The organism is Mycolicibacterium fluoranthenivorans (genome assembly GCF_011758805.1).
GTDB classification, from domain to species: domain Bacteria; phylum Actinomycetota; class Actinomycetes; order Mycobacteriales; family Mycobacteriaceae; genus Mycobacterium; species Mycobacterium fluoranthenivorans.
This window is the reverse complement of sequence record NZ_JAANOW010000003.1, coordinates 332,641-359,218: the sequence shown is the minus strand read 5'-3', so window position 1 is coordinate 359,218 and position 26,578 is coordinate 332,641. Positions and strand designations below refer to the sequence as shown.

The window sequence follows — 26,578 nt, the reverse complement described above, 5'->3', positions numbered from 1 at the left end:
CGTGGGCACCGGGAGAGAGCACTACGCCGGCACCGTTCTCGGGTTCCTGGTGCAGTGCGAGATTTGCCCGCAGCGTGCCATGGTGGCCGCCCAGCCGTCTGAGGACGGCTGGGTGTGCCCCCGCTGCACCGAAGTGACTGGGCCCAGCCCCGATCCGGCCTCCGAGGCCGACGACGAGTACCCGATCGGGAAGGTGCGCGGCTGATGGCGATCGGGCGTGGTGTCGATCTGGACATCATCGAGGTCAAGCGCGAAGGCCAGCCGTTGACCGGCGACGGCGGCGAGTCGGTGATCCTGCCGAATCGCGTGCTGCTCAACGGTCTGCCGGTGCTGGTGCCGTCCGAATCACCGATCTATATCAGCGCGGGTGACACCACGGCGGTGACCGCGACGCTGAAGGTGTTCGTCAACCGGCTGTCCATCCACGCCGAGCACCCGGTCGTGGATGATGTCGACCCGCCGCTGTACGAGCAGCTGTGTGGTGAAACCGACTGCAATCCAATCCAACTCAGCCGCATTATTTTCGCGGCCTCATGCCTACGAAGCGCATGGTGATGCTGACCTTAACTGACATGTTCTGTGGCGCCGGCGGATCGTCGACCGGCGCCATCCAGATCCCCGACGTCGAAGTGGTAATGGCGGCGAATCACTGGCCACTGGCCATCGAGACGCATAGCGCCAACCACCCCACCACTGATCACCGCTGTGCTGATCTGTCGCAGATCAGCCCGCGCCTATTCCCTCGTACGACGATGGGGTGGTTCTCGCCAGAGTGCACGAACCACACCATCGCGAAAGGCCGCAAACGCGCTGATGCGCAGCCGGACCTGTTCGGCGAGATCCTGCCCGACGAGGCCGCCGAGCGGTCTCGGGCCACCATGTGGGACGTTGTCCGCTTCACTGAATACCACCGCTACGAGCTGGTGTTCGTCGAGAACGTCGTTGATGCCTATCACTGGCAGCCTTTCCGAGCGTGGCTGATGGCGATGGACAGCCTCGGATACGAGCACCACATCGTGTTCGTCAACAGCATGCACGCACAGGCGTTTGGGCCCGGCGCGCCGCAGTCCCGCGATCGCATGTATGTCGTGTTCTGGCGCAAGGGAAACCGACGCCCTGACTTCGACCGGCTCACCCGGCCGGCGGCTGTGTGTCCAACCTGTGGGCCTGTCCGCGCCATCCAGTCCTGGAAGCGTGCCGACCGGCCTCTGTGGGGCCGCTACCGCGCACAGTACGTCTATCGGTGCCCGAACGTGGCTTGCCGCAACCAGACTGTCGAACCGGCGTTCCGCTCGGCCGCTGAGATCATCGACTGGGATCTGCTCGGTCAGCGTATCGGTGACCGAGCGAAGCCACTCGCGGACAAGACGATGGCCCGCATTCAGGCGGGCATCGAACGGTACTGGGCGCCGCTGCTGGTCCCGGTGGAAGGCCGTGACGGTAAGCGAGCGACACCAGCCGGCCAGCCGGTTAGGACCATGACCGCTCGGGCCGAGACAGCGCTGGCGTTCATGGCCGAACTGCGCGGCGGCGGGTCGAAGCATCGGCCGGTATCGGATGCTCTGGCTACCGTCACCGCATCCGGCAACCATCACGGCCTGGTGACCGCCTACTACGGCAACGGGTCGACAAAGCCCGCAGGTGAGGCGCTGGCCACGGTCACCGCCACTGAGCGCCACGCCTTGCTCACGCCGACCGGCGGAACCTGGCGCGACGCCGCGGCACCGGATACAGATCCCATCGCAACCCGCACCACCCGCGAGACGGACGGCCTGGCGTTCGGACCGGCCATCGACATCAACGATGTGCTCTTCCGGATGCTGGAGCCGCGAGAGACGAAGCGGGCGATGGACTTTCCCGCCGACTACGTGATGCGAGGCAACCGGCGCGAACAGTCCCGGCTCGCAGGCAACGCGGTGTGCCCGCCGAACGCGCGAGATCTCGTAGGCGTTGGCGTCGAATCGCTGACCCCCGGATCGGAGACGACAGCGTAATGCCGTGGTTCAACGTCGATGACGGCTTCGCCAACAGCAAGCCCGTCATGCGCATCCCGCGCCGGTACCGGACAACGGCGATCGGCCTCTGGACCCTCACCGGCTCGTGGTCGGCCAAGGAACTGACGGACGGACACATCCCCGCCGAGGTGGTCGAGGAGTTCGGCGGAACCCCGAAAATCGTCGACCTGCTCGTCGACTCCGGACTGTGGGAGCGCGTCGAGGACGGCGTGCAGTTTTCGAATTGGGCGAAGTGGCAGAAGACCAAGCAACAGGTTGTGGATTTCCGTGCGGCTGAGGCTGAACGGAAACGCAAGCAGCGCGAGCGCATCAGTCGACCGTCTAAGCAGGGGGAACGTGAAATGTCCCGCAACGGTCACGAGACTGTCCCGACGTCTGTCCCGGTGGGACACCAGCGGGAGTCCGCCCTACCAACACCAGAACCATTACCAACACCATCACCATCACCTAATCCTGTGGTTACGTATGGGGGAGAGGTCACCTCAGCAGACGCGGGCGTGAACACCCCGCCCCCCGAGTTCTGCCCGCAGCATCCGGAAGGCACCGACGCGCCGTGCCGCGCCTGCGGCGGCGCCCGGCAGCGACGCCAGGCATGGGAAGCCGAGCACGGCAGCGCCGTCGAGGCATCGGCGGCCGCGGCGAAGGCCGAGCGCAAGCGGGTCCTGGCCGACTGCCCGGATTGCGACGAGTACGGCTGGACGACCGACGAGACCGGCCAGACGACACCGGATTCGGTGAAGTGCACCCACGGCGCCGCGGTGGTGTCCCATGCCTGATCGCAACGCCGAGCTGCTCGCCGCGGACCGCGCCGCCCGGCTGCAGGCCTACGAGGCCGGGATCGCCGAGTACCACGACCAGCACCCGGAAGCTGGCGCACACCTCACCCGGGCCGCCATCGCCAACTGCAGGCTCTGCGACGACGACGGGTACCGCGGCCTGCAGGCGTGTGACCACGTCGACCGCACCGCGGCGGCGGCCCGCGGCTCCGCGCTCGTCCGAGCCCAACTCCCACCCCGGAAGGACCAGCGATGAACCGCACCTGGTGCTGCAACACCCCGATCACCGGACCACACATCAGCGGGTGCATGTTCTCGCCCGACGCCCCAATCGACTACCTCGACCCGGCGGTGGTGCTCCCCGAAGGTCACGTGTGGTTGCCGAGCGAGATGCAGATGATGGCCGCCCGAGCGGCAATCTCGCGCTACATCACCGACATCGCGCTCAGCCACCTGAACCCCACGCCGAAGGTGCTCGACACGATCATCCACGCCGCCGTGATCGCTATCCGCGAGGTGCGCGAATGATGCCCACCGACGACCTGGCCGCCATCGCCCACCTCGACTGGAAAACCGTTCGCTGCCAATGCGAAATGCACGGCTGCGACAAGGACTGCAAGAGCAACGCCGCCGTCCAGGTCGAATTCCACGCACTCGACCACTGCAACACCCAGGCCGCCGACACCAAGATCAACCACTTCGGGAACTACACGTTCCTGCTCTGCCTCAAGTGCCTGTCCGACCTGACCATCGTCGTCGCCCAACATCTGGTCCGGCTCAACATGATTGGCCGCTATACCTGCGGAACCTGCGGTGCGCCAGCGCGAGACACCCGGCCTGATGTCCTGCGCGAGGTCAAGCAGCTGTGAGCAACGTAGAGGCGAGATTCTGGGCGAAGGTTGACCCCTCGGGTCCATGGTGCGAACTACTGGGCAGCAACTGCTGGGTCTGGTTGGGCAGCACGAAAGGCAAAGGCGGGTACGGATCGTTCTTCTCTGGCAGAGGCGAGACCACCGGCGCGCACCGTTACTCGTACGAGCTACACGTCGGCCCGATCCCGGCTGGAGCCGATATCGACCACCGTTGCCACCGGCCAAATTGCGTGAACCCGAGCCACCTCCGGCCGTCGACCCGCAAGCAGAACATGGAGAACCTCACAGGTGCCCATAGTGATTCACGGACAGGCATCCGCGGAGTATGGCGGCATCGCGGACGCTGGCGCGGCGCCGTTATGCACTTCGGGAAGCGCGTCTACGTCGGCGTATTTGACACACCAGAGCAAGCCGAGGCCGCGGTAGTCGCGAAGCGCAATGCCCTGTTCAGCTTCAACGATGCCGACCGTATCGAGGTGGCCGATGTCTAAGGAATCGATCTCGCGTGACCGTTGGCGCCAAGGCGGCCAGGCCAACTACTCCGATTGGTGCAAGGGCTGTGGACTCCACCTGAAGGCGACCGGTCAGCACCGCGCCGATTGCACCATGTTCCCGCCACCGTGCCAGGTCTGCCTGTACTACCCCGCCGTCAACGGTCGCCACCGCGACGACTGCCCACACCGGAAGGACCAAGTCGCATGATCATCTGGTGCCAAGGATGCAACACCGTCCCAATGGAAATGGGGCCCGGTAAAGAGATCGGCGAACCGGCCGACGCTTTCCACCACCAGCACTACCTCCGCCCGCTCTGCGTGATCTGCATGGCCGCGCGGCTCGCACTCAACACCGTCTCAGAGCTGGTGACCGGGCAGACGCTCTACCAATACCCGGAGTACTTCGGCGAACCACCCAGCCCATACACGCTCTCCGCGGCGCCGCATACCTTCCGGCGGCCCCGATGATCGTCGTCGGGATCGACCCCAGTCTCACCAGCACGGGCGTAGCCGTCATCAAAGACGGACGCCTCGTGCACCACAACCACCACGGCCGGCCAGGCAAGAACGGCGCGAGCTACCAATCGCGCAGTCGACGTATCCGCCGCCTCGCCGCTGACGTCGTCAACGACGTCGGCCGCTGGAAACCTGACCTCGCGGCCATCGAGCAGCACCCCTACGCAGTCGGTCACCAAGGCAACGAATTTGACCGAGCTGGCCTGTGGCACGGCATCTTCGGCCAACTCGACTGGCTCGGTATCCCTACCGTTGTGGTGCACCCCTCAACGCACAAGGTCTGGCTGACCGGCAAGGGCAACTCGAAGAAGGCCGAAGTCGTCGCCGCGGTGCAAGCCATGTACCCCGGTCAGACGATCACCTGCGACGACGAAGCCGACGCGATCGGCCACGCACTCATCGGCGCATTCCACCTCGGCGAACCCATGCCATTCGACGTGAAGCCCCGGCACACCACCGGACTAGAGAAGGTGCAATGGCCAGCCACGGCGTGATGATGAACGTCTGCCAGGCATGCAAGCGCCAGGCCCAGCTCTACCTCTGCGACGACTGCGAGACCACCCTGGCCAACATGCTTGACCAAATCCCTTGGCTGCTCGACGAACTCGACGCCCGCATCCAAGGAATGGACCGCATCCCCCACGGCACCATCGGCCGCCAACGCCGCCCGCACGAAATGTCCGTCATCGACTTCGATGCCTGTGAGACCGCCCGCGAGACACGAAAGATGCTGCAGCAGTGGGTGGAGACGGTCACCAAGAAGCACACCGGCCGCATCCCGCCCGGACTCGACACCAACGCCACCCGTGACTTCGCGCGGTGGCTACAGGTCAACACCGCGGCCATCGCGCGGCTCGACTGCGCGGGCGCGCTCTACCACGACATCAACAAGCTCGTCGGCGCCAGCCAGCGCGGCGGCCAGCTCGTCACCGCAATCAACCGCGTTGAACGCCACTTCGCCGGACCCTGCCCAACCGTCCGCGGATACGACAACACCGGCAAGCCCATCGAATGCGGACACGGCCTGTACGCCGACGTAGACGAGCGCACCGTGGTCTGCCCAGTGTGTGACCAGAAGATTGACGTCGCACGCAACCTCGACAAGGCCGCCGTCGACCGCGACCTGCTACCAGAACCGAAGCTGCTGGAGGTGCTCAAGAACCTCGGTGAACCGGTCTCCCGCGTGAAGCTCTACCAGTGGATCCGTGAAGGCCGGATCCGGCCGCGTGGATGGATGCACCAGGGCAAGATCGTCCAATTCCGCATCCGCCGCGGCGATCCCGCCGTCTACAGCCTCGCCCGGGCGCGCAAGCTCCGCACCAAGGAAATCGGCCAGTGACCGACGACGAGCTCACCGTCCGATACGAGCGCTGGCTCCCGCCGGCACCAGAGCCGGAACTGCCACGGTTGCCGGCCAAGTGGGACGGCCGCCCGTTCCCCGGACGCTGTACCCACGTCGACGACCAGGGCGCCCAATGCGACAACCAAGCCATCAGCTCGATCGGCTGGTGGGACGGCGGCGGCCCCGGCCTCGGCAACTGGCGTCAAATCGCCCACTGCCCAATCCACTGAATTCAGTTACCGCGTCCGCGCTTCTCATACTCCGAACGGTGATAGTCGCAGCAGGCCGGACCCCAAAACTCGTCGTAGTAGCCGAACCCGAGATCGTCGTCGTAGTGGTAGTGCGGATCCGGCAGCGGCACGCCATTGACGAACTTGATCCCCCAGCTATGCGCTGGCACCTGCTCGGCCACTATGCGCCTTCGCGTTCGATCAGCTCGTCGATCGCGATCCGGAGCACCTTGGACACCCCGACACCGCGGCGGTCCGCGATCACCTTGAGCTTGTCCCGGGTCACCTCCGGCACGCGGGTCTGAACAATCGGGGAGTGCTTCCCGTCGCCGGTCAGCGACTTCCCACCCGGCACGAGAGTCTCGGCATGGCCGCGCGCCTTCGCGAGCACGTCGGCCGCAATCTCGTCGGCCCGCTCGTCGGTGAGACGCGCACCGTCGACGATCACCTCGGTCTCAGCCAGGTCGACGTCCTCGATCTCGGCGTCGCTGAAATCGAAATCGGCCGGGCGGATGTCCTTGTCGCTCATGGTGTTCACCAGTTCTTCCGGTAATGGATGGGCATGGCGTGGATCAGGGTCCACGAGTCGGCATCGCGGTCGTCGGCCACCAGGATCATCTCGAAACGGACGCCCTTGCTGTCGGTGCCGATCAGGTACGCACGGTTGCCGTCGACCAGCAGCGGGTTCCCGGCATTGCGGAGCGCGGCCAACATGTTGGCCCGGCTGCCGATGCGCCGACGAGCCTTCGCGGTGACCTTGATCCGTGTGCGTCCCATGTATCGAGTATGTCATACATAGTCGCTCAAAGTCAACGTGTATGTCATACATACTCGCCGAGTATGCCCGCGAACCCACGCACGCGCAAGAGCTGTTAGCTGGATGCCCGACACACCGGATGGCCCGCCAACGTTGCGACCTGCAGATTTATGAGCGATACTCCGATTTGCCGAAGGCACAACTGTCTGGAGACCCAGATTCCTCGGCCATTCGCCGCTTAGCTAAGCAGCCCCCATCATGACAGCACCCTCATACAGCGCTGTCCACGCCCGCGTCCAGAACGCCCGTGGACGGGCAAGACGCCACGCCTGCATCGACTGCGGTCGACCCGCGCGCCAATGGTCATACGACCACGCCGATCCAGCCGAACTAGTCGACGCCCGCGGCATGGAATACAGCACGGACCCAACGCATTACGATCCCCGCTGCAACCCCTGCCACCGCGCCTTCGACAGTGCGTACCGGAAGCAGGGCATTCCCCGGCTGCACGCCCTGGCCGCCGAGCTCGAACCGCAGATCCGTGCAGCGATTGCCGCACGGAAGGAAGCACGCAAGGCCAGCGACGTGCTGGCTGTCGAGTACTGGGACGACGAGCTGGAACGCTTGTCCGCCCCGTTGCGGAACGACCCGCGTGCCGAGCGCACCGCCTAGAGCCTGCGCACGCTGCGGAAAACCCGCGCCAAAGGGTCAACGATGCGCGTGTCGCCCTGCCTGGGAAGGCTCAACCCACGTCGGCGGCCACGACGACCGACGCATGGCCGGATCGATGAAGGCCTACCGCCTCCAGTTCCCTTACTGCGCACACCCCGGTTGCACACGCCTCGGTGACCACGTCGACCACATCGTGCCCCTGGCCGAGCTCACCAAGAACGACCACCGCCGATACGCCTGGTCCAACTACCAGACCCTCTGCGAGCCACACCACCAACAGAAGACCACCGCGGACGCCCTCCGCGGCAAGACCAGATTGAGGTAACCCATGGACCCCGAGCTCGCCCCGCCGCTGAACGTCACGATCAAGCAGCTCAGCATCGCTCGACTCTGGGACAAGGACTTCAAGCTGCTCGCCTCCGCGCTGGTCGACCCCGACATCACGCCGGACCGCATCAGGATCACCGTCGAAGGCGACGGCCCGATGCACGGAGCAGTCCGCACCATCGTCAACGAGGGCTCGATCCTCGACGTCCACCACCTGACGATCGATCCCGAACCGACGAAACTGTGTGACTTCGCCAACCGTATTGGCGCCATCGTCAACCAGATCTCAGTCGACACGAGGCTCTGCGAATGCGGCCGCCCGATCATCACCACAAGCATTCGCGCCAGCCGGATCCCCGCATGAGCTGGCAGACCGGCGTGGCCCGTGTGCTCCACGACAACGGCCCCACCATCATCGTCAGCTGCCCACACTGCAAAGGCCGACACAAACACGGACGCGGCATGGCAGGCTCACGCAACGTCGCGGCCGGATGCCACGCGGGACACAGCCGCTGCCGCTCCTACGCCATCCCAGCCATCCCGAAACCCGCCGATGCCTGACCTCGACGCTCCACGGGCCACACAGCCCCAGCACGAGGCCACCCACAGGGGTAAGGGGGTCCGCATCTCCACGACCGCCACCCACGCCCCCCGCCGCGGTAGCTCTGAATTTTTCTGCACAACCTCCTCACAGTGGGGGGTGTGACCGGTGGGGGCTCAGCAGCCGGCCACGTTGCTGCTGCTCAACGGCCGTAAAGAGGGCCAGGACAGCGCGGGTCGACCGGTTCCGAAGCCGCCGGCATTCAAGCGGCTGGCGCCGAATCCGCCCACGTGGCTGTCCCGCGAGGCGAAGGCCGAGTGGAAGCGCGTCGTGCCGGGCCTGGTGCTGTTGGACCTCGTGAAGCCGGAGGATCGGGCAACGCTGACGGCCTACTGCGAGGTGTGGTCGCGGTTCGTGAAGGCGACGCGGGATATCGCGAAGAACGGCCTGGTGGTTCGCAACACGTCGGTGCGCAAGGACGGCACCGAGTCGACGTGGTTCACCAAGAATCCGGCGGTGGCCATCGCCGAGCAGGCCGAGACACGGCTGCGGCAGTACGCGAATGACTTTGGGCTGACGCCAGCCGGCGAACGCAACGTGTCGAAGCGGGATGATGACCGCGGGTCGGACGAGATCAACCCGTTCGCAACCGGCGCGCTCGGCGACGACTGACAGCCCCTGGGCCGACGTCGATCTCGACGAGCTGAAGCTCAGCCCCGAGGTCGCCTGGTATCTGGAGGACCGCGGGTATCCGGTTCCGGACTGCCCGCCGCTGATCAAGACGCCGGAGCCGCGGGACTTCCCGGGTGCCCGGTTCGATCCGGCGCGGGTTGACAAGGTGATCGCGGCATTTCGGCAGCTGCGCCACACCAAGGGCCGGTTTGCGGGCCAGCGGTTCGATCCGGACTGCTGGCAGGTGGCGTACATGATCGCCCCGGTCGCCGGGTGGGTGCATCGCTCGATCGACTCGGGCAAGTGGGTGCGCATCATCACGATCGCGTACTTCGATATGCCGCGTAAGAACGGCAAGACGACGACGGCGGCCGGGTGGGGCATCTACCTGACGGCCGCCGATGACGAGTTCGGTGCCCAGGTGGTCGCGGCCGCGACGACGAAAGAACAAGCCGGGTTCGTCTTCGAGCCGATCCGACAGCTGGTGAACAAGTCGCCGGGGCTGAAGCGGCACCTGCGGGCTCTGAAGCATCGGATCACGCACGCGGCCAGCGGTAGTTACTTCCAGCCGATCGCGAACGCAGGTGATGCGCAGCACGGCGCAGACATCCACGGCGGGATTGTCGACGAGCTGCACCTGCACAAGGACATGGTGCTGATCGAGGCACTGGAGACCGGCACCGGTTCGCGTGAGCAGCCGCTCATCATCTACATCACGACGGCGGACGCCGGGCGGCGGCACACACCGTATGACGAGAAGCGGCAGCTGATCGAGAAGCTGGCGCGCGGTGTGCTGAAGCGGGCCACCACCTACGGCGTGGTGTTCGCCGCGGAGAAGACCGACGACCCGTTCGCGGTGTCGACGTGGAAAAAGGCGAACCCCGGCCTGGGGATCTCGCCAACCATGCGGTTCATGGTCGAGGCCGCGGAGAAGGCCAAGGATTCGCCGGCCGAGCTGGCCCGGTTCCTGCGGCTGCATCTGGGGATCCGGACCAAGCAGGAAACCCGATATCTGGACGTGGATCACTGGGACGTCAACGCCTCGATAGTGATTCCGGAGAGGTTGAAGGGTCGCGAGTGCTATGGCGGCCTGGACCTCGGATCGACCTCGGACCTCACGGCGCTGCTGTGGGTGTTCCCGAACGACGACGGCACGTTCGATCTCCTGGCCCGGCATTGGGCGCCAGAGGATTCGATCGCGGCGCTCGACGAGCGGACGGCGGGCGCGGCGTCTGGGTGGGTGAAGCAGGGCTGGCTGACGACGACGCCGGGCAACGTGACGGACTACGACTTCATCGAGGCGCAGATCGGCCGGGACCGGGATGAGTTCCTGGTCAAGGAGATCGCTTTCGACCGCTGGAATTCGCAGCAGCTGATCAACAACCTGATCAGCGACGGCGCTCCGATGATCACGATGGGCCAGGGCTTCGCCAGCATGTCGGCCCCGACGAAGGATCTGCAACGGCTGATCCGGGTCGGTGCGCAGGTGGATGACCAGGGCGTCCCGGTGAAACCGATAGTGCGGCACGGCGGCAATCCGCTGCTGCGGTGGGAGATCGACAACTTCGCGGTGGTGATGGACCCCGCGGGAAATGTGAAGCCTGACAAGGCGAATGCCGGCGACAAGATCGACGGTGTGGTGGCACTCATCATGGCGATATCGCGAGCGATCGCGGCCCGTGAAGCGGCGGCCACCTCGGCATATGACGACGACGAAGGCGAAGGGCTGATGGTGGTATGAGGCGCAGGCATCCTGGGCTGAACCGGCAGGTGCTGGTATCGCTGTTCTCGGGCAACGCGGTATCGGGTGTGCTGGTATCGACGCCGGGCCGGTTCCTGGTCTTGAAGCGCTGCCAGATTCACGACGAGGGCGCTTCGGCGCCGTCGCCCGCTGATGGCGAAATCGTCATCGACGCAGTGAATGTCGACTACGTGCAGATCGTCGGCGACTGATGTCGTTCGTCGTCTCTGGCGGGTCGGTGCAGAGCTTGTCGCGCGCGAGCTTCAACGTGCCGCTCCGATTGCCGGTGTCCGCGTCGGCGATGCCGTGGGAGTACGACAAGCTGTGGCGCACCCAGCCCGCGGTGCGCACCGTCGTCACATTCCTGGCCCGCAACATCGCCCAGCTCGGCCTGCCGCTGTACCAACGCGAGAGCGACACGGAACGGAAGCGGCTGCAAGATCATCCTCTGGCGACGCTGCTGCGCCGGCCGAACCCGTGGACCACGCGATACCGGTTCATCAACGCGCTGGTGCACGACTACGCCATCTATGACGTGGCGTACCTACTGAAGTCGAAGGTCGACGACGGCACCGTGGGCCTGATCCGACTGCCACCGTCGATGGTCACGCCCAAAGGCGATAACTGGCTGACCCCGGCGCAATTCGAGGTGGTTGGCACCAAGGAACGCAAGACATACGACGCCGATCAGGTGGTGTACTTCCGCGGTTACAGCGCCAACGAGGACGTCGGGGTGTCCCCGCTGGAGTCGCTGCGGCAAATCCTGCTGGAGGACTGGGCCGGGTCGCGGATGCGCGAGCAGACCATGAACAACGGCGCCCGGGTATCGGGTTACATCAAGCGGCCGCCGAAGACCGAATCCGGTGACTGGTCGAAGGAATCGCGGGATCGGTTCCGGGAGCAGTGGCAGCAGCAGTATGTCGGCGAAGGCGCGAAGGCTGGCGGAACACCGATCCTCGAGGACGGCATGACGTTCGTTCCGGCCGCCCAGACCGCGAAGGAATTGCAGTACGTCGAGGGTCGGAAGCTGACTCGAGAAGAGGTCGCCGCGGCGTACTTCATCCCGCCGCCCATGGTCGGGATCTTGGATCACGCCTCGTTTTCCAACATCACCGAGCAGCACAAGATGCTGTACCAGGACACGCTCGGGCCGTGGCTGACGATGATCCAGGACGAGATCGCGCTGCAGCTGGTGCCCGACTTCGAGAAGTCCAAGCCGCACGACTTCTACGTGGAATTCAACCTGCGGGAGAAGCTCACTGGCGCATTCGAGGAGCGTGCCAGTGCGATGCAATCGGCGATCGGTGGTCCGTACCTGACTGTCAACGAGGGTCGGGCGATGGACAACCGGCCGCCGGTCGAGGGCGGCGACGAGTTGATCCGGCCGCTGAATGTCACTCAGAACGGTGATCAGAACCCGGTGCCCGCCGAAGATGGCGGCCCGGCGCCAGCGACGACACGCACCGAGAAGCCGCCGGCCGAACCGGACGACGAGCAGGACCAGGAGGACTGATGCTCACCAAGAACACACCGGTATCCAAGGTGAAGGCCGGTCCTGATGACGGCTTGGCCGAAGGCGAATTCATCGTCTATCCATCCACATTCATCAAGCAGCCCGACGCCTATGGCGACATCGTGGCACCAGGCGCGTTCCTCAAGACCATCGCGACGTGGAAGAACTCTGGTCTGGTGCTGCCGGGTCTGTTCGGTCACCGCATGGACGACCCCGATTTCTACGTGGCCGGCGCCCAGGACATGGGCGAGGACGGGCACGGCTGGTGGGTCAAAGGCCTGTTCGATCTGGAGTCGCCGAAGGGTCCGCACGTCTACCGGCTTGTGAAGGGCCGCAGGCTCAATCAGCTGTCGTTCGCGTACGACGTGATCGACGCGGCGGGTGTCGAGCTGGAGAACGGTGTCCGCGCGTACGAGCTGCGCGAGCTGAAGGTCTATGAGTTCTCGTTTGTGCCGATTGGCGCGAATCAGGACACGTCGGTCGTGGCAGTGAAGGCAATCGCCGAGCACGTCATCATCGACCTCAAAGCTGGCCGCGTGCTGTCGGCCAAGAACGAGAGCGCATTACGCGACGCCCACGCCGCTATCGGCACGGTGTTGTCAGCTCTCGACAGCAGCACATCTGACGAGGGGAAGGCCAGCGGTGATGGTCCGTCTCGCAAGGAATCCGAGGCATCGGGTACCGGTGAGGCCAGCCAGGAGCCGTCCGTCGATACCTCGGCGCTGGATCTGCTGGAGCTCGATATCGAGCTCGGCGCAACCAATTCCGAGATAGGAGCAGCAACATCATGATGACGGCAACCAAGCTGGCGGACCTCCAGAAGGCCGCGCTGGCGCAGACCGCGAAGGCCCGCGAGATCATCGAGGCCAACCCCGACAAGGCGCCCAGCGAGTGGGGTGACAACACCCGCGTCGACTACGACACCGCGATCAAGGCCGCCAAGGATCTGCTCGATCAGATCAAGACGGCCAAGCAGGATCTGGCGATCCTCGATCAGGCCAAGGGCCTGGCCGCGGAGATCGGCGAGCCCGCCGTCGAGGACCTGGACGTCCAGGGCAAGCAGCCGATCCGCGAGCGGGTCAAGGCACTGGGCCTGCAGGTCGTGGAGTCGCCGGAGTTCAAGGCGATGCTCAAGCCCTTCGGCGGCCTGGACGCCGCGCGTATCCCCGAGAAGGCGCGCATCCAGTCCGACCCGATCGGCATCAAGGGCCTGTTCGTCGGCGGCACCGACACCAGCGCGGGCGCGTTTGTGGTCAACGAGCAGACCGGCATCGTGGAGATGCTCGGCCGCAAGGAGCTCAAGATCCGCGATCTGGTCTCCGTGCGTCGGACCGGTTCGGACACCGTGGAATACGTCGAGCAGACCGCACACACGAACGCCGCGGCGGTCGTGCCGGAAGCCACCAGCTCGGCGGCACCGCAAGCTCCGGCCGGCACCGTGCAGGCCGACCTGGTGCGCGATCCCAACGGCGGCTACAAGCCCGAGGGCTCGTGGGCATTCGTGCGGCGCACCGCGGTCGTCAAGACCATCGCCGAATGGGTGCCGTCCACCAAGCGAGCACTCGCCGACGTCGCCCAGCTGGAAGGGCTGATCAACGACGAGCTGCGCGCCGACATCGCCGAAGCCGAAGAGAGCCAGATCCTCTCGGGCGATGGCACCGGTGAGAACTTCACCGGCATCCGCAACTGGTCGGGCATCCAGACCCAAGCCTTCTCGACCGACATCTTCGAGACCGCCCGTAAGGCGATCACGAAGGCGCGCGTCGTTGGCCGGGTCAACCCGAATGCCATCGTGGTCTCCCCGGCGACGGCCGAGATCATCGACCTGGCCAAGGACCTGAACGGCCAGTACCGCTACGGCGGTCCGCAGTCGATCGGCCCGCGCACGCTGTGGGGCCGGCCGGTCGTCGAGTCGGAGACCCAGCCCGACACCGACATCCTGGTCGGCGACTTCTCCAAGGCCGTCCTGTGGGACCGGGAGCAGACCACGGTGACGATCTCGGATTCGCACGCCGACTTCTTCATCCGGAACATGGTCGCGATCCTGGCCGAGGAGCGGTGCGCGTTCGCCGTCACCCGTCCGAAGGCCTTCGTCAAGGCCGCGCTGTCCTGACCTGATGGCGCTGTTCAATTCGGGCTCGGCCGGGGCGACCCCTCGGCCGGGTCCGACTTCACAGAAGGGTGACCCCATGGGGCTCAAGGAATACGACGTCGAAGTCAACGGTCACGCGACCACGCTGCAGCTGTCCGATGAGGACGCCAAGGAGCTGGGTCTGACCAAGAAGGATCTGGCGTCGGCGCGGATCGAGGCGGCGGCCAAGGCGGAGGCCGAGGCCCGCGAGGCGGCGGAAGCCGCGGCACAGAAGGAGGCCGAGGAGTTGGAAGCCAAGAAGGTCGCCGAGGCGGCGGCCGAAGCCGCCCGGGCGAAAGCTGCTGCAGCACCGGCCAACAAGCAGGCGAAGGCGCCGAGCACCAAGCAGGCCGCCGCGGCTGCTGACGCGCTCGGTGCCGGATCCGCCGGTGGTAGCACCGAGGGCGCTCAGGCCTAATGCCTGAACTCAACGCAGCTGCCGTCGAGCAGTACACCCAGGGACGGCTTCACCGTGACGATCTGGAGACGTTGCGACTGTTGCCCGCTGGGATTGCTGCTGCTCGACGGTACTGCGGGTGGCACGTGTCACCGGTGATCGATGACGACGAGATCACCCTCGACGGGCCGGGGGGCCGGCTGCTCACGCTGCCGACCCTCCGGCTCGACGAGCTGACCAAGCTCACCGAGGACGGTATCGACCTCGTGCTCGCCGATCTCGAAATCTCCGGTAAGGGCATGGTCCGCAAGCGCTCTGGGGCGTACTGGACCTGCCGATTCAGTGGCCTCGTGGTGAAGATGACCCACGGCTTCGATGACGCCGATGACTTCAACGCCGCGGTCCTCTCGTGGATCGACCGTTCATCAATGGCATCGGTCGGCGGCCGGCCCACCGTGGTCGGCCCCTTCCAGTACCCGTCCGAGGCGATGGCCGCCGGGTCAGCTTTCAGCGACGTTGAGCGGTCGCTGCTCGACAAGTACCGGCTGGAGCCCGCGGCGTGAGCGAGCTGGTCACGATCACCCCGCAGGCCGAGCCGAACACTGACGGTGACCCGCAGCCCGCCGGGGCGCCGTTCGATGTGATGGCCATGGAGATCGCACCAGGCAACACTGTGAGGCGCTTCGGTGTCGGCGGCGACCTGGACTCGGTGGAGTTCACCGTGTTCCTGCCGTTGCGGCGCCGGATCCCCGACACCCAGGACTACCAGGCGACCGTCGAGGCGCTCACCGACAACTTCCGGATCCTGGTCCGGGACCGCGATTGCGCCGGCCGCGCCCAGGTATGGGATGCCGGCGGACGTGGCGGTGTCGTGGTCCTCTGCCATTCGGCGCGGGGCAAGGCGTGATGGCCCAGAAGCCGGGGTTCAAGCGCAACGCCAAGGTCGTCGAGCAGATCCTGAAGAAGGGTCCGGGGCTGCAGGCGGCGCTACGCGCGGCGGCCGCGAAGGTCGCTGCGGACATCGGCGGTGAGGCCGTGCTCGAAGAGTACGAGACCGACCGTTTCGTGGTCGGGATCAAGGTGCCGGCCGACGCGCAGGCACGCGATGGTGTGGCGACGCGGGCGGCAGGGCGTGCGGGGCTGACGCCGGGATGATTCCCGATTACGTGCGGGGTGTGAAAGACGCTCTGCGCGCAGCTCCTACGCCGTTCGACGCGACGCTGGAGGTCCCCGCCACCTTCGATGTGGTCGCCGGGACACCGGTGGTGCTGGTCGCCGACGACGGCGGACCCCCGGTCCTGCGCGGCCCGTGGATGGCCAAGGCAACCCCGTACCTGACGGTGCTGCGGCTCACCAGTTACGCGACCGGCCGCACCGTGGCCCGCGAAACCGTCGTCAACGCCGCGGAGTTCGTCGTGGCCAACAAGCCGGGCATTGCCCGGATCGAAAGCGTCTCGGTTCCTCTCATCACGAAGGACCGGGAGACAGGCGCCATGTTGGCGTCGATCACGGTGTCGGTCACCGTGAGGCAAACCGCTTAACCCCTTTCAAGACAAGGAGATTGCTATGGCTGGTGATGCCAGCAACATCTCGATCCTGGTGACCGGTGACGTGTTCATCTTCGATCCGGACGTGGTGTTCGTTGCGGGTACCCATGTGCCCGCTGATATCGACGCGGCGCTGCCCGCGGCGTGGTTGCCCGGTGGCCTGATGAAGGGCGACCCGGGTGCTGAGATGCCGCGCGATATCAACCGCGCCGACGTCGACACCTGGCAGCAGGGCGTCGTGCTGGAGCGGTTCAAGAATCCGAAGTCGACGCTGAACTTCAACCTCTACGAGGACAACGAAGCGACGGTGATCCTGGTCCGACCGGGCAAGGTGCCCCGCCCGGTGATGACCTACGTGGCATTGGAATTCGTACACGAGGACGGATATCTGGAGCGCCGGATCTCGAAGAAGAAGGCGACGTTCTGGGTGCCCAAGGACGACAAGACCGAGGACGTCAAGGGGCGTGACGTCCAGGTCACGCTCACTCCGGATGGTCAGGACATCTGGACGATTCAGGAAGGAATCCCGGCATGAGCGGTATCCACAAGCGGCGCGGTCGCGTCCTCATCGAGTTCACGGAGGACACGGTCGACGAGCTCGACGGCTCGCCGAAGCGTCGGATCGGCGAGCAGGTGTGGGTCGATCCGGCATCGGCGAAGTCGTTCGTCGACATCAAGAGCGTGGCGAAGCGGGTCGAGGACGAGCCCGAAGTCGTCGACGCCGAGGTGGTCGAGGACGCCATCGAGGGCCAGGCGCCGGAGACCAGCGACACGGTGCCCGAGGTCGCCAAGGTCGAGGACGAGAAGCCGGAGAAGGCCCCCGTCAAGGCGGCCGGCAAGACCGCCGGCAAGCAGGCCACCGAAACCCCGGTGACCGACGCGCCGCCGGTCGGTGACGCGTAACCCCATAGAGGCCGAAGCAGCGGGCCAGGAATTCGTCACCGCGGACTACCGCGGCCACGAGTTCCTGGTCCCGCTCGACCTCGACCGCTGGCCACTCGACAGCATCCGTCGCTGCCGGCTCCTGAACACCACCACCAAACAGATCACGGTCAACCAGCAGCTGCTCGTCCTGGCGTTGCGCGAGCTGCTCGGCGCCCAGTGGCCCGCGTTCGTGGCGGCCACCCCGAAGAAGCGGCACCTGGTCCCAGCATCGAATGCGTTCGCCGCGGCGGTCGGAGTCCCGGCTGACGAGGGCATCAAGACCGATATCGCATTCGGCGGCGTCCCCCGCCTGCTTAACCTGATCGACGAGTGGCCCGGCAAGGTCGAATCTGACCTGAACCGGTTCTGGCACATCGACTACCGCGATCGGTGGCGATTCACCCGCCGCGGCCAGCGCAAGCTCACCCTGCGCCAGATCCACGAGCGACTGTCCAATCTGCCGGTCGATTCGGCGCTGGCGATCGCGATCAACAACGGCCGGCTGCACTACACGAACACCGATCTGCTGCTGATGGATCTGTTCGAACTCTGGGCCAAGCGCCGGCACCCGTCCAGGCCGATGTCGGCGGCCGAGAAGCGGGAACGTGATGCCGTCGCAGCCAAATCCGAGCAGGACGCAGCAGACCACAAGGCCCGGATGGACAAGCGCCGCGCCGCTCAGAAGAAGACCACCGCGCTCAGCAGTGCGCGCGCGAACGCTCAACGAGCCCTACAAGAGGAGACAGCCCATGCCCAAGGATGAGAAGAACCCCGCCGAAGATCAGGAATCGTCAACGGTCACGGTCGAATTCAACGGCCAGAAGTTCACGATCCCCCAGGACTCCGACGACTGGCCGACACAGGCGTGGATCGCGCGCGTGCAGGCCTCCACGACCGGCACTCTGCTCGACTGGCTGAAGTTCGTCGAGCAGCTGGTCGGCCCGAAGCAGTGGAAGCGGTTGACGGACAACACCACCAAGGCCGATTTCAAGCGGTTCCTGGACGTGTTCCTGACCGCGGTGGCCAAGGAATGCACGCTGTAAATGTCCGGTAACGAGCTGGGCGAGTACTACACGCTGCCGGTCATCGCCTCATTCGAGGGGATCGACAAGCAGGTCGAGTCGAAGCTGTCGAAGGTCTTCGGCGGGATCGGCAAGAAGGCCGGCGGCGAGATGGCGGCCGGTGCTGCCGATGGCCTGAAGGCGCTGGAGCGTGAGGTCGAGGCGGCGTCCAAGGCGTATCAGAAGCTGAAGGACAAGGCCGACGACGCGCTCGGCAAGGTGCGTGTCGAGGAGGAGAAACTTGCCAAGGCTCGCGCTGGTGGCAAGTCGGATCAGATCGCGGCGGCCGAGGAGCGGCGGGCGAAAGCTCTCCGGGACTCAGCGCGCGCGGCCAAGGATGCTGAGGCGAGCGAAAGGTCGCTGCACGATGCCCAGCAACGGCTCGCAGACGGGACTGATGATCTCGGCGGCCGGTTCGGGAAGCTGTCCGGCTCGTTGTCCAGCGTGGGCGCGCTCGCCGGTGGAGTCGCGCTGGCCGGTATCGCTGCGCTGGGCGCGGGCGCGCTCACTGTCGGCAATCGGCTCTACGAGCTGGGCTCTCAGTTCGATGATCTGTCGGACAGCCTCCAGACGAAGACGGGCCTGTCCGGAGACGCACTCGACCGGCTGAAGATGTCCGTCGAGGAACTCGGCACGACCAACGTCCCTTCCACGTTCGGCGAGATCGGCGACGTAGCAGCGGAAGTCACCCGCAGCTTGCACCTGACCGGCGAGCCGCTGGAAGAGATGACGTCGCGTCTGGCGAACCTGCAGCGCATGGGCCAGGACGTCAACATCCGCGATCTCGGCAAGGCGTTCCGCGCTTTCGGTGTAGATGTCGCTGACCAGCCCGCCGCGCTCAACGCGCTGTATGAGGCGTCGACCAAGAGCGGCCTTCAGATCGACGACATGACGGCATCGGTCGTCAAGAGCGGTGCGGCGCTGCGTGCCGCCGGCCTGGACTTCGGAGAGTCCGCCGCGCTGGTCACCACCTTCGAAGAGGCCGGTCTGGATGCGGACAAGATGCTGGCCGGCATCACCAAGAGCGCGGTGGTGTTCGCGAAGGACGGCAAGACCGCGTCGCAGGGGCTGCGGGACACCGTTGCCGAGATCAGCCGGTTGATCAAAGCCGGCGATCAGGCTGGCGCGCAGAACCTGGCCAACAAGGTGTTCGGCGCGAAGGGCGGCGTCAACTTCTTCGACGCGATCAAGTCAGGCAACCTTGACGTGCAGGCCCTCTCAGACTCACTCAATCAGTCCGGGCTGGACATCAACGATGTGTCGGACGACACCGCCGACTGGGCCGAGCGCTGGCAGGACCTCAAGAACGAGGTCGCAGTCGCGTTGGAGCCGTTGGCAGGCAGCGTCTTTGACGGTGTGAACGACAAGCTCACGGAACTCTCTGAGTGGGTGTCCGGGCACAAGGGTGAGGTCATCGACTTCTTTGTCGATTTCGGTGAAGCGGCGATCAGTTCAGCAGAGGTCACCACGAAGGTGATGGCCGGCATTGTCGACCTGGTCCATCTGTTCGACACGCTGGTGATGAAGAGCCTGAGCTGGCTTCCGGGCTACGACGACGAGGCGGCGAAGGCATTCAACGACAGCCTCGGTGACCTGAGCGTGAAGTTGAATGCGGCTGCGGACGGTGATCTTTGGAAGACGCTGCGGGATGGCATTCACAATCTGGGCGAGGAGGCCAAGAATGCTGCCGGGAAGAACGACGATCTGAGCACCTCCGTCGACGGCATTGGCACCGCGGCGGGCACAGCGTGGGACAACGTCAAAGGCCTCAAGGCGGAACTCTCGGCGATCGGCAATCTGCCGGTCCCTGCATTGCTTGGCCAGGCACCGGCACCGGGGCAGGGCGTTCCGGGTCAGAACCCGCTCGATGTTCTCTCGGGGCCGCCCTCTGGTCAGCTCCCCGGTCTGCCGCCGCTGATCCCCGGCGGGGGTGGCCGCGGTGCGGGATTGAATCTGCAGATCGCCGCAGCCGGCGGCGCAGGTGGTGTTCCACGCAAGGTGGGTAGTGATGCTGGACTGCTGCCGCAGACCGTCGCGGTGAAGGACGACATCGCGTCGAAGTTCACTGAGATCAGCGATATCGGCGGGTACCGGGCTGATGCCAACTTCCCGAATGAGCACCCCTCGGGCAAGGCGATCGATGTCATGATCCCGAACTGGAATACCCCGCAGGGCAAGGCCTACGGCGATCAGGTCGCCGCCGAAGCGCTGAAGCAGCCCGGCGTGTCCTACGTGCTGTGGCAGCAACGGCAGTGGAACCCGGACGGCACCTCGACGCCGATGGAGGATCGCGGCGGGTCGACAGCGAATCACCTGGATCACGTCCACGTGCATGTTGAGCCGGGCGGCAAGGACACCGATGCGCCGGCCCAGGGGCAGACCTATCGAACGACTAGCGCGACCACGTCCCTGCCCGGCACATCGACGGGCCAGAACCCCAACAAGGTGAGCGCATTCGGCGCCAGCTACGAGCCCGGCAAGGGCACACCGGGCTACAACGAGGACGGCGAGCCCGGTTACTACGAGCAGGACCCCAAGGCGATCCGGCAGGCTCAGCAGGCGATCGACGATGCGAATGAGCGGGTCAAGCGCGCGGATCAGGCGGTGGCGCAGGCCGAGGCGCGGCTGGCCGAGCTGGACGCCGACGCATCCGAGTCGCAGCAGCTGAGCGCTGAGAACGCCGTCGAGAACGCCAAGTCGGATGCCGCCAAGGCCCGCCGCGAGGCCGACGACGCGAAGACCGACGCGGCCGAGACTTCCAGGGGCAAGTTCACCGCGGCGAAGGAGGCCAAGAAGAAGGGCGGCAAGGACGGCGGTTCCGGCCTGGGTCCGATCGGAGAGATATTCGGCTCGTTCCTGAAAGAAACCACGGGCCTGGATATCTCGTCCTGGCCGATCATGCAGACCGCGAGCACTCTGCTGAACAACATCGTCCCGATGGTGTCGCAGTACCAGTCCGGCGAGTGGACACCCGGCGGCCTGCTGGGCGATGCGCTGGGCACGACGTCACCCACCCCGTTCGGTATGCCCGATATCGCGGTCCCGCCGATGCCCGCTGACGGTGTGCACCCGGGCTCTGGGCAGCTTCCTGGTCCCGCCCCGGTGACCATCGACGCCTCTACCACCATCGCGGGCAACGTCGGTTGGTCGGCCGACGAAATCGACAAACGCCAGCAGCGCAACCAGCAGCGCGCCATCCCGAGGATCCCCATCCAATGACCGCACCTGTGATCCGGCCGCGCTGGCGTGACGTCCCCGCCCACCGCGCCGCCAACGGCATCAACATCAAATGGATCGGCTGCAACGATCGCGTCTGGGATATCGGCGGCTACAACGAGGGCGCCCAGGGCGTCATCATCACCGGCCCGATCTCCGGCATGGTGCACGTCCCGTTCACCAGCGTCTGGTCCGAACCCGCTTACGGGCCGCCCCGTTTCGAGCGCATCGTCGACGAGCGCCGCGAGATCAGCATGCGCGTGATGACCATGTCGGACACCGAATACGGTTGGTTCGACACCGAATCGCTGTGGTGGGACGGCATGACCGGCGACAACCCGGGATGGTTCTGCCCGTTCACCCGCTGGGGCGGCGAGTACTACCTCCCGATGCAGCTCCTCGACAAGGTCGAGACACCGCTCGAGGTTGATCCCACGGTCAACGGCGGCAACATGCAGGAGTGGGACATTCTGCTGGCAGCTGACGGCGAGCCGCGGTGGCGCCAGCCTGACCGCCGGCCGGAACCGTGGTTGGTGCGCCAGTCCGATCCCACGATGTATGTGAAGCGTGACAGCGGGAAGCTGGCCCCGAAGATCCCCGTCAAGGCCGGAAAGATCATCGTCGCGAACGCCTCGACGATCCCGACCTGGCCGGTCTACGTGGTCAGCGCGCCGGGCCGGTGCTGGCTGCCAGATGGGCTGTCCGGGCGCATGATCCGCGTCCCGCGCCTGTACGCAGGGGAGACGTGCCTGATTGACACCGACCCGTCGCACCGTATCGCGATCAGTGAGAAGGATCCGGTGCAGAACTGGATGCTGAACATTCTCGACAACGCCGAGCTGCTCAAGTGGCTGGGCATCGATATCGGCCAATCGTCCACTGAGACCGTGCTGGAGCGCTTCGACGGGCAGGGATTCACCCAGCCGATCCCGGCGAACACCGTTGCGACGCTGCCGATCTACCACTCACAGGTCGGTGCGCGGGTGTCCGTGCGCCTGCCGCAGCGCTTCGAGAGAGCTATCAGCTAAGTGGTCGCTGCCGCCACCCGCCTCCCGCACTGGGACGGCGGGCATAACCCGTTGGGGACGTGGTGCTGAGCGCCACCGAGTTCGCGCAGATGGAACACCATCTGTTCGATCGCCGCCACGCCTACCTCACGCGGAAGATCCCGAAGCCGCTGATCCGCGTGTGGGACAAGAACCACAAGTTCCTGGCGCGCATCGAGATTCCGGAATCGTGGGATTGCGAGGAGCTGGCCCACGACGACGGCATGTCGCACATCGAGATCGTCGGCAAGGACAACGACTGGCTGCGCGAAATCATCGTGTTCAAGACGCGCCCGGCCGAGGACCTCCACGTCACGATCGACCCGGACCCCGAGAAGCCCACGGATTTCAAGAACCGTTGGGGCGGCAAGGTCGACACGATCGAGGACGTCGAGGAGCGCGGAAAGCCCACTCGGACAACGCTCAACGTCGTATCGAACCGGAAGCATCTGGAGCATATTTACCTGGCTGCGATGCCTCTGCTTCCCGAGGCCGTGCAGATCCCGAAGATGTTCCTCTGGGGTGGCAGCTGTGTCACGGCGTGCGCCACCGCGACGATGATCAACCTCGCGCGTATCTACACGCTCAACGGTTGGTCGCCGATCCCGCGCCGGGTGTTCTCGCCGCAGACGTGGCTGGAGAACATCTCCCCGCTGAACTGGCCAGTCCAGGTGATGCCGGTCAACCCGGTCTTCGATCAGTCGCGGTGGGTGACGTTCGGCGCCAGGTGGAAGGACGCCAAGACGATCCTGACGCCGGTCATGAAGGACGCCGGAGTCATCTGCCACGCGTACACATGGCTGCCGGGAGATCCGGCCCCGTACACCGTGTTTGGGCCGGATCTGGCCGAGAAGCTCAAGCCCACCCGCGCGTGCGTGATCCTGTCCTTCGAGGACCAGTCCGGCGTCGGCGGACCCACGGGCACCGCGATCGACGGCCTGCTCAACCTGTTCGCGGCCACCGCCGATGACCTGATCACCGAATCGCTGATCAACGTCGACAGCGACGGCGACGGCGTCACCGACCCGTTCATCCGCAAGATCCTCGGTGTCGCACCCAAGCGGCCCCCGTTCGTGTACCGCGACGTCGGCTATGGCGGCGCCGAGAAACGCACGATGGTGATCCACAAAAGCCGAGCACTTCGGATTCTCACTGGCGGGAAATCACCCCAGTGGGTCAACATGGCCATCACATTCGCAATCCGTTATGGCATAAGCCAATTGGCGAATGTGATCCTCGGAACCCAGGCCACCGGCACCGAGGGTTTGGACAACCTGTATCAGGGTCAGCTCGACGACACCCTGCTCGCCTTCATCGCATTCGTTGACCCACGCCGCACCGATGAGGTTGGCCCGTACGGATTCAATGAGTACTTCGAGGTCGGGTCCGGGTCCGCATTCACCATCAGCTCGGTCATGACGCTGCGCGAGGGCTGGTGGAAGACCAGGCCTTACACGTCATTCAAGTTCGACGTCGGCGACGGCTCACCGTACGTGCTCGGCGAAGACGTCCGCCTGGGCTCACGCTGCTCGGCCGAACGCCGCCACGTGCTCTACACCGACCAGATCATGGCGGTCAAGCGCGGCGGCACCCGCAAGGGATCCAACCGCCCCACCTTGTCATTCGGCGACGACTCCCGCGAAGAAGACCCGCTGGCGCAGGGGTTTTCGGCCATCGCGAACATCGCAAATTTTGCAGCCCTCCTAGCTGGAAGTGGGGATATGTTTTGAGCAAAGAGATTCCGGAGCGCGTCGGCCAACGTGCCTTCGACCGTTGGACTCTCGGCGAGAACGGCTGTCACATCAGCACGTACTCGGTGCAGTCGCGCGGCTATGCGCAGATCGGCTGGCGCGACGAGAAGGGCAACCACGGCACCACCGCGCACCGGGCGGCGTGGGTGCACGTTCACGGCCAGGTCGCCGATGGGTTCGACGTCGATCACTGCAACCCGGAGCACTGCGACAAGCGGTGTGTGAATGTCGACCATCTGCGGCTGCTGACCGTGGCTCAGAACCGCCGGCAGGAGGGGCGCGGGTTCCCGCTGGGGTTCTGTAAGCGGGGTCATCCGAACAGCGGGCGGGTGCAGAACCACCGTGGCGCGTGGATCTGCCCGACGTGTAAGCGCGACCAGACTCGTGAGTCGTATCTGCGTTGCCAGGCGCGGAAGGCGGCTGCCTGATGCCGTACCAACAGTCCGCGGACATGATCAACCCGAACACGTTCCCGTACATGAACGCGGTCCCGAAGATGGATCTGCCCGCTTTCCTTGATCGGGTGGACCGGCTGCGCGACGCGATGACCGACCCCGTGGGGCCATCTGGTGTCGCGATGATGGTCGACGAGGGCTCAATCGCCAACATTGCCTTCCACCTGGCGATGGCCGGCGGGGACGTCGATGACGAGAAGTCCTACATCTGGCCCGATGTTGACGAGGACGACGCCGGCATGTTCCGGCTCATCAACTGGCGACTCAAGTCCGAGTTCGATCCGCCACCGAAGGCCGAGGTGGACCCCGAAGAGGTCGAGCGCATGGCCGCCCGGGCGCGCGAAGAGCTGGACAAGCAGCTCCCGAAAGAGGTGCGCGACTTGCTCCTTCAGCAGATCGCGAAGGAATTCACGGTGGACACCACCGAACCTGACGACGAGAAGAAGGGCGGCGGGGCATGACCATTCCACTCGGTGAACCCACATTCATCGGCAATGCTGATGTGCGGCTGGGGTTCTGGGGTATGCCGCGCCAGGCAGGCGACCCACGCCGGGTCGGCGGCACGTTCACCGTCGTCAACGGTGAGGGCGAGCTGCTCCTCGACGTGTTCATCGGCCCGAAGGGCGACCCCGGCGAGCCGATGCCGGTCATGGATGTGCAGTGGGACTCCTCGGTGGCCACCATCGGCGACCTGCCCGACGTCACCACCCTCAACGAGTCCGACAACGGCCGGGCATGGATCATCGGCACCACCTGGTACGTCTACGTCGACAAGATCGGCACAGACGGCACCTACAAAGCTGTCGACGCGGGCATCCCCGGCCCGCGCGGCATCACACCAGATGTGAACTTCACGGCCAGCTTCCGCGAAACGTCCGACCCGGATGACGACGACATCAACGTCACGCCGGCCGGCACGCTGGTCGCGCCGTGGTTCAACATCGAATTCCCGTCCGAGAAGCTGCGCGGACCGGTGGGCCCGTCGACGATCCTGCGCGGTGCACCGGACTACGACAACACCCTGCCGCCGCAGGACGGCCAGGGGATCGTCTGGTCGGACTTGCTCGGCAAGTTCAAGCCCGGTGATCTGTCGCCGACCGCGGCCACCATGGTCACGATCCCGGAAGCGAATTTCACGGCATACCAGGGCAACGCGGGCCGCCAGCTGTTGGCGTCGTTGGATCTCGATCCACTGGCCTACGCCTGGTACCCGGACGTGACGGGGCATCTCTACTGGGCGCGCTACAGCCCGAACATTCTGTCTCCGTCGTCCGCGCAGGTCGAGATCGAGGTCCGTATCGGGATCACCGGGGCGTCCACGGGTGAGAACGAGCCGCTGTGCGGCCTGGGCCGGTACGACCCGTCGACGCTGGACTCGTTGACGGTGTCGCACATCCACCCGCACTTCTCCGACACCGAGGACCCGACTCGCGCGGTCGGCCCGGACTCTGGCACCGGGCGCGTGCCCGCCGGCCAGGCGATGACGCTCTACGTGTTCGGGCACAAGAAGGGCGGCACCGGCTCGTGGAAGTTCACGACGCCGCAGTCGCAGGTCCGGCTGCTGCAGTTCCCGGTGTCCTGA

The 26,578-nt window shown here is 65.6% G+C and carries 40 protein-coding genes; 37 read left to right on the top strand and 3 right to left on the bottom strand.

Going from position 1 to position 26,578, the window contains the following annotated elements; genetic code table 11:
- Window position 1: 1 nt before the first annotated feature.
- The 12 genes from FHU31_RS25125 (at window position 2) to FHU31_RS25070 (ending at window position 6,245) form a co-directional block, all read left to right on the top strand.
- Window positions 2-205 (top strand): hypothetical protein, encoded by a 204-nt coding sequence (locus tag FHU31_RS25125; protein ID WP_167163432.1) that lies wholly within the window; start codon window positions 2-4, stop codon window positions 203-205.
- Window positions 205-555: a hypothetical protein gene (locus tag FHU31_RS25120; protein WP_167163431.1), complete on the top strand. Its 351-nt coding sequence runs from the start codon at window positions 205-207 to the stop codon at window positions 553-555. The genes FHU31_RS25125 and FHU31_RS25120 overlap by 1 nt, the downstream gene beginning before the upstream one ends.
- Window positions 549-1,994, top strand: a complete 1,446-nt coding sequence (locus FHU31_RS25115; RefSeq protein WP_234901642.1) for a DNA cytosine methyltransferase — start codon at window positions 549-551, stop codon at window positions 1,992-1,994. The genes FHU31_RS25120 and FHU31_RS25115 overlap by 7 nt, the downstream gene beginning before the upstream one ends.
- Window positions 1,994-2,791, top strand: a complete 798-nt coding sequence (locus FHU31_RS25110; protein ID WP_167163430.1) for a hypothetical protein — start codon at window positions 1,994-1,996, stop codon at window positions 2,789-2,791. Before FHU31_RS25115 ends, FHU31_RS25110 begins: the two co-directional genes overlap by 1 nt.
- A complete protein-coding gene (locus tag FHU31_RS25105; RefSeq protein WP_167163028.1) occupies window positions 2,784-3,047 on the top strand; it encodes a hypothetical protein in 264 nt (87 codons plus the stop codon). Before FHU31_RS25110 ends, FHU31_RS25105 begins: the two co-directional genes overlap by 8 nt.
- The gene (locus FHU31_RS25100; protein ID WP_167163429.1) at window positions 3,044-3,319 is read left to right on the top strand and encodes a hypothetical protein; all 276 of its coding nucleotides are present in this window, start codon (window positions 3,044-3,046) and stop codon (window positions 3,317-3,319) included. The genes FHU31_RS25105 and FHU31_RS25100 overlap by 4 nt, the downstream gene beginning before the upstream one ends.
- Complete coding sequence (locus tag FHU31_RS25095) at window positions 3,316-3,660, top strand: hypothetical protein (protein WP_167163428.1); 345 nt, start codon at window positions 3,316-3,318, stop codon at window positions 3,658-3,660. The genes FHU31_RS25100 and FHU31_RS25095 overlap by 4 nt, the downstream gene beginning before the upstream one ends.
- Window positions 3,657-4,154 (top strand): HNH endonuclease signature motif containing protein, encoded by a 498-nt coding sequence (locus FHU31_RS25090; protein WP_167163427.1) that lies wholly within the window; start codon window positions 3,657-3,659, stop codon window positions 4,152-4,154. Before FHU31_RS25095 ends, FHU31_RS25090 begins: the two co-directional genes overlap by 4 nt.
- A 243-nt stretch (window positions 4,155-4,397) precedes the next feature.
- Window positions 4,398-4,625, top strand: coding sequence for a hypothetical protein (locus tag FHU31_RS25085; protein ID WP_167163426.1), 228 nt, complete (start codon window positions 4,398-4,400; stop codon window positions 4,623-4,625).
- Window positions 4,622-5,167: a RuvC family protein gene (locus FHU31_RS25080; protein WP_167163425.1), complete on the top strand. Its 546-nt coding sequence runs from the start codon at window positions 4,622-4,624 to the stop codon at window positions 5,165-5,167. Before FHU31_RS25085 ends, FHU31_RS25080 begins: the two co-directional genes overlap by 4 nt.
- Window positions 5,149-6,012 carry a DUF1922 domain-containing protein gene (locus FHU31_RS25075; protein ID WP_234901641.1) on the top strand — a complete coding sequence of 288 codons (864 nt, stop codon included), beginning with the start codon at window positions 5,149-5,151 and terminating at the stop codon, window positions 6,010-6,012. The genes FHU31_RS25080 and FHU31_RS25075 overlap by 19 nt, the downstream gene beginning before the upstream one ends.
- Window positions 6,009-6,245, top strand: coding sequence for a hypothetical protein (locus tag FHU31_RS25070; protein ID WP_167163424.1), 237 nt, complete (start codon window positions 6,009-6,011; stop codon window positions 6,243-6,245). The genes FHU31_RS25075 and FHU31_RS25070 overlap by 4 nt, the downstream gene beginning before the upstream one ends.
- Before the next feature lie 2 nt (window positions 6,246-6,247).
- Here the strand turns inward: FHU31_RS25070 and FHU31_RS25065 are convergent, their stop codons facing one another.
- From FHU31_RS25065 to FHU31_RS25055, 3 genes are read right to left on the bottom strand one after another with little or no spacing between them, the layout of a single operon-like run.
- Window positions 6,248-6,415 carry a hypothetical protein gene (locus tag FHU31_RS25065; protein WP_167163423.1) on the bottom strand — a complete coding sequence of 56 codons (168 nt, stop codon included), beginning with the start codon at window positions 6,413-6,415 and terminating at the stop codon, window positions 6,248-6,250.
- 11 nt (window positions 6,416-6,426) lie between these two features.
- Complete coding sequence (locus FHU31_RS25060) at window positions 6,427-6,774, bottom strand: DNA-binding protein (RefSeq protein ID WP_167163422.1); 348 nt, start codon at window positions 6,772-6,774, stop codon at window positions 6,427-6,429.
- Between the two features lie 5 nt (window positions 6,775-6,779).
- Complete coding sequence (locus FHU31_RS25055) at window positions 6,780-7,022, bottom strand: hypothetical protein (protein WP_167163421.1); 243 nt, start codon at window positions 7,020-7,022, stop codon at window positions 6,780-6,782.
- Between the two features lie 238 nt (window positions 7,023-7,260).
- Here FHU31_RS25055 and FHU31_RS25050 point away from each other — a divergent pair, with 238 nt between their 5' ends.
- From FHU31_RS25050 to FHU31_RS24930, 25 genes are all read left to right on the top strand, one after another.
- The gene (locus FHU31_RS25050; RefSeq protein ID WP_167163420.1) at window positions 7,261-7,674 is read left to right on the top strand and encodes a hypothetical protein; all 414 of its coding nucleotides are present in this window, start codon (window positions 7,261-7,263) and stop codon (window positions 7,672-7,674) included.
- A 103-nt stretch (window positions 7,675-7,777) separates the two neighbouring features.
- Window positions 7,778-7,999, top strand: coding sequence for an HNH endonuclease signature motif containing protein (locus tag FHU31_RS25045; RefSeq protein WP_234901640.1), 222 nt, complete (start codon window positions 7,778-7,780; stop codon window positions 7,997-7,999).
- Window positions 8,000-8,002: 3 nt separating this feature from the next.
- A complete protein-coding gene (locus FHU31_RS25040; RefSeq protein ID WP_167163419.1) occupies window positions 8,003-8,365 on the top strand; it encodes a hypothetical protein in 363 nt (120 codons plus the stop codon).
- Complete coding sequence (locus tag FHU31_RS25035) at window positions 8,362-8,562, top strand: hypothetical protein (protein ID WP_167163418.1); 201 nt, start codon at window positions 8,362-8,364, stop codon at window positions 8,560-8,562. Before FHU31_RS25040 ends, FHU31_RS25035 begins: the two co-directional genes overlap by 4 nt.
- A 172-nt stretch (window positions 8,563-8,734) precedes the next feature.
- On the top strand, window positions 8,735-9,214 hold the full coding sequence (locus FHU31_RS25030; RefSeq protein ID WP_208411365.1) for a phage terminase small subunit P27 family: 480 nt from the start codon (window positions 8,735-8,737) through the stop codon (window positions 9,212-9,214).
- Window positions 9,153-10,955, top strand: a complete 1,803-nt coding sequence (locus FHU31_RS25025) for a terminase large subunit (RefSeq protein ID WP_234901639.1) — start codon at window positions 9,153-9,155, stop codon at window positions 10,953-10,955. The genes FHU31_RS25030 and FHU31_RS25025 overlap by 62 nt, the downstream gene beginning before the upstream one ends.
- Window positions 10,952-11,167, top strand: a complete 216-nt coding sequence (locus FHU31_RS25020) for a hypothetical protein (protein WP_167163417.1) — start codon at window positions 10,952-10,954, stop codon at window positions 11,165-11,167. The genes FHU31_RS25025 and FHU31_RS25020 overlap by 4 nt, the downstream gene beginning before the upstream one ends.
- Window positions 11,167-12,468 (top strand): phage portal protein, encoded by a 1,302-nt coding sequence (locus tag FHU31_RS25015; RefSeq protein WP_167163416.1) that lies wholly within the window; start codon window positions 11,167-11,169, stop codon window positions 12,466-12,468. The genes FHU31_RS25020 and FHU31_RS25015 overlap by 1 nt, the downstream gene beginning before the upstream one ends.
- Window positions 12,468-13,259, top strand: coding sequence for an HK97 family phage prohead protease (locus FHU31_RS25010; protein ID WP_167163415.1), 792 nt, complete (start codon window positions 12,468-12,470; stop codon window positions 13,257-13,259). The genes FHU31_RS25015 and FHU31_RS25010 overlap by 1 nt, the downstream gene beginning before the upstream one ends.
- Window positions 13,256-14,581 (top strand): phage major capsid protein, encoded by a 1,326-nt coding sequence (locus FHU31_RS25005; RefSeq protein ID WP_234901638.1) that lies wholly within the window; start codon window positions 13,256-13,258, stop codon window positions 14,579-14,581. Before FHU31_RS25010 ends, FHU31_RS25005 begins: the two co-directional genes overlap by 4 nt.
- Window positions 14,582-14,657: 76 nt before the next feature.
- Window positions 14,658-15,017 (top strand): hypothetical protein, encoded by a 360-nt coding sequence (locus FHU31_RS31275; protein WP_208411364.1) that lies wholly within the window; start codon window positions 14,658-14,660, stop codon window positions 15,015-15,017.
- Window positions 15,017-15,559 (top strand): hypothetical protein, encoded by a 543-nt coding sequence (locus tag FHU31_RS24995; protein WP_167163414.1) that lies wholly within the window; start codon window positions 15,017-15,019, stop codon window positions 15,557-15,559. The genes FHU31_RS31275 and FHU31_RS24995 overlap by 1 nt, the downstream gene beginning before the upstream one ends.
- Window positions 15,556-15,903 (top strand): hypothetical protein, encoded by a 348-nt coding sequence (locus FHU31_RS24990; protein WP_167163413.1) that lies wholly within the window; start codon window positions 15,556-15,558, stop codon window positions 15,901-15,903. The genes FHU31_RS24995 and FHU31_RS24990 overlap by 4 nt, the downstream gene beginning before the upstream one ends.
- Window positions 15,903-16,151, top strand: coding sequence for a hypothetical protein (locus FHU31_RS24985; protein WP_167163412.1), 249 nt, complete (start codon window positions 15,903-15,905; stop codon window positions 16,149-16,151). The genes FHU31_RS24990 and FHU31_RS24985 overlap by 1 nt, the downstream gene beginning before the upstream one ends.
- 20 nt (window positions 16,152-16,171) lie before the next feature.
- The gene (locus FHU31_RS24980) at window positions 16,172-16,537 is read left to right on the top strand and encodes a hypothetical protein (protein WP_167163411.1); all 366 of its coding nucleotides are present in this window, start codon (window positions 16,172-16,174) and stop codon (window positions 16,535-16,537) included.
- Between the two features lie 25 nt (window positions 16,538-16,562).
- On the top strand, window positions 16,563-17,078 hold the full coding sequence (locus tag FHU31_RS24975) for a hypothetical protein (RefSeq protein ID WP_167163410.1): 516 nt from the start codon (window positions 16,563-16,565) through the stop codon (window positions 17,076-17,078).
- Entirely contained in the window at window positions 17,075-17,446 is a 372-nt protein-coding gene (locus FHU31_RS24970; protein ID WP_167163409.1) for a hypothetical protein, read from the top strand. Before FHU31_RS24975 ends, FHU31_RS24970 begins: the two co-directional genes overlap by 4 nt.
- Window positions 17,436-18,230 (top strand): hypothetical protein, encoded by a 795-nt coding sequence (locus FHU31_RS24965; RefSeq protein WP_167163408.1) that lies wholly within the window; start codon window positions 17,436-17,438, stop codon window positions 18,228-18,230. The genes FHU31_RS24970 and FHU31_RS24965 overlap by 11 nt, the downstream gene beginning before the upstream one ends.
- Window positions 18,217-18,510, top strand: coding sequence for a hypothetical protein (locus FHU31_RS24960; protein WP_167163407.1), 294 nt, complete (start codon window positions 18,217-18,219; stop codon window positions 18,508-18,510). The genes FHU31_RS24965 and FHU31_RS24960 overlap by 14 nt, the downstream gene beginning before the upstream one ends.
- Complete coding sequence (locus tag FHU31_RS24955; protein ID WP_167163406.1) at window positions 18,511-21,747, top strand: VldE C-terminal domain-containing protein; 3,237 nt, start codon at window positions 18,511-18,513, stop codon at window positions 21,745-21,747.
- Window positions 21,744-22,772, top strand: coding sequence for a hypothetical protein (locus tag FHU31_RS24950; RefSeq protein WP_167163405.1), 1,029 nt, complete (start codon window positions 21,744-21,746; stop codon window positions 22,770-22,772). The genes FHU31_RS24955 and FHU31_RS24950 overlap by 4 nt, the downstream gene beginning before the upstream one ends.
- A 62-nt stretch (window positions 22,773-22,834) precedes the next feature.
- Window positions 22,835-24,520: a Gp37-like protein gene (locus FHU31_RS24945; protein ID WP_308206758.1), complete on the top strand. Its 1,686-nt coding sequence runs from the start codon at window positions 22,835-22,837 to the stop codon at window positions 24,518-24,520.
- The gene (locus tag FHU31_RS24940; RefSeq protein ID WP_167163404.1) at window positions 24,517-24,969 is read left to right on the top strand and encodes an HNH endonuclease signature motif containing protein; all 453 of its coding nucleotides are present in this window, start codon (window positions 24,517-24,519) and stop codon (window positions 24,967-24,969) included. The genes FHU31_RS24945 and FHU31_RS24940 overlap by 4 nt, the downstream gene beginning before the upstream one ends.
- Complete coding sequence (locus FHU31_RS24935) at window positions 24,969-25,457, top strand: phage gene 29 protein family protein (protein WP_167163403.1); 489 nt, start codon at window positions 24,969-24,971, stop codon at window positions 25,455-25,457. Before FHU31_RS24940 ends, FHU31_RS24935 begins: the two co-directional genes overlap by 1 nt.
- Window positions 25,454-26,578, top strand: a complete 1,125-nt coding sequence (locus FHU31_RS24930) for a phage tail protein (protein ID WP_167163402.1) — start codon at window positions 25,454-25,456, stop codon at window positions 26,576-26,578. Before FHU31_RS24935 ends, FHU31_RS24930 begins: the two co-directional genes overlap by 4 nt.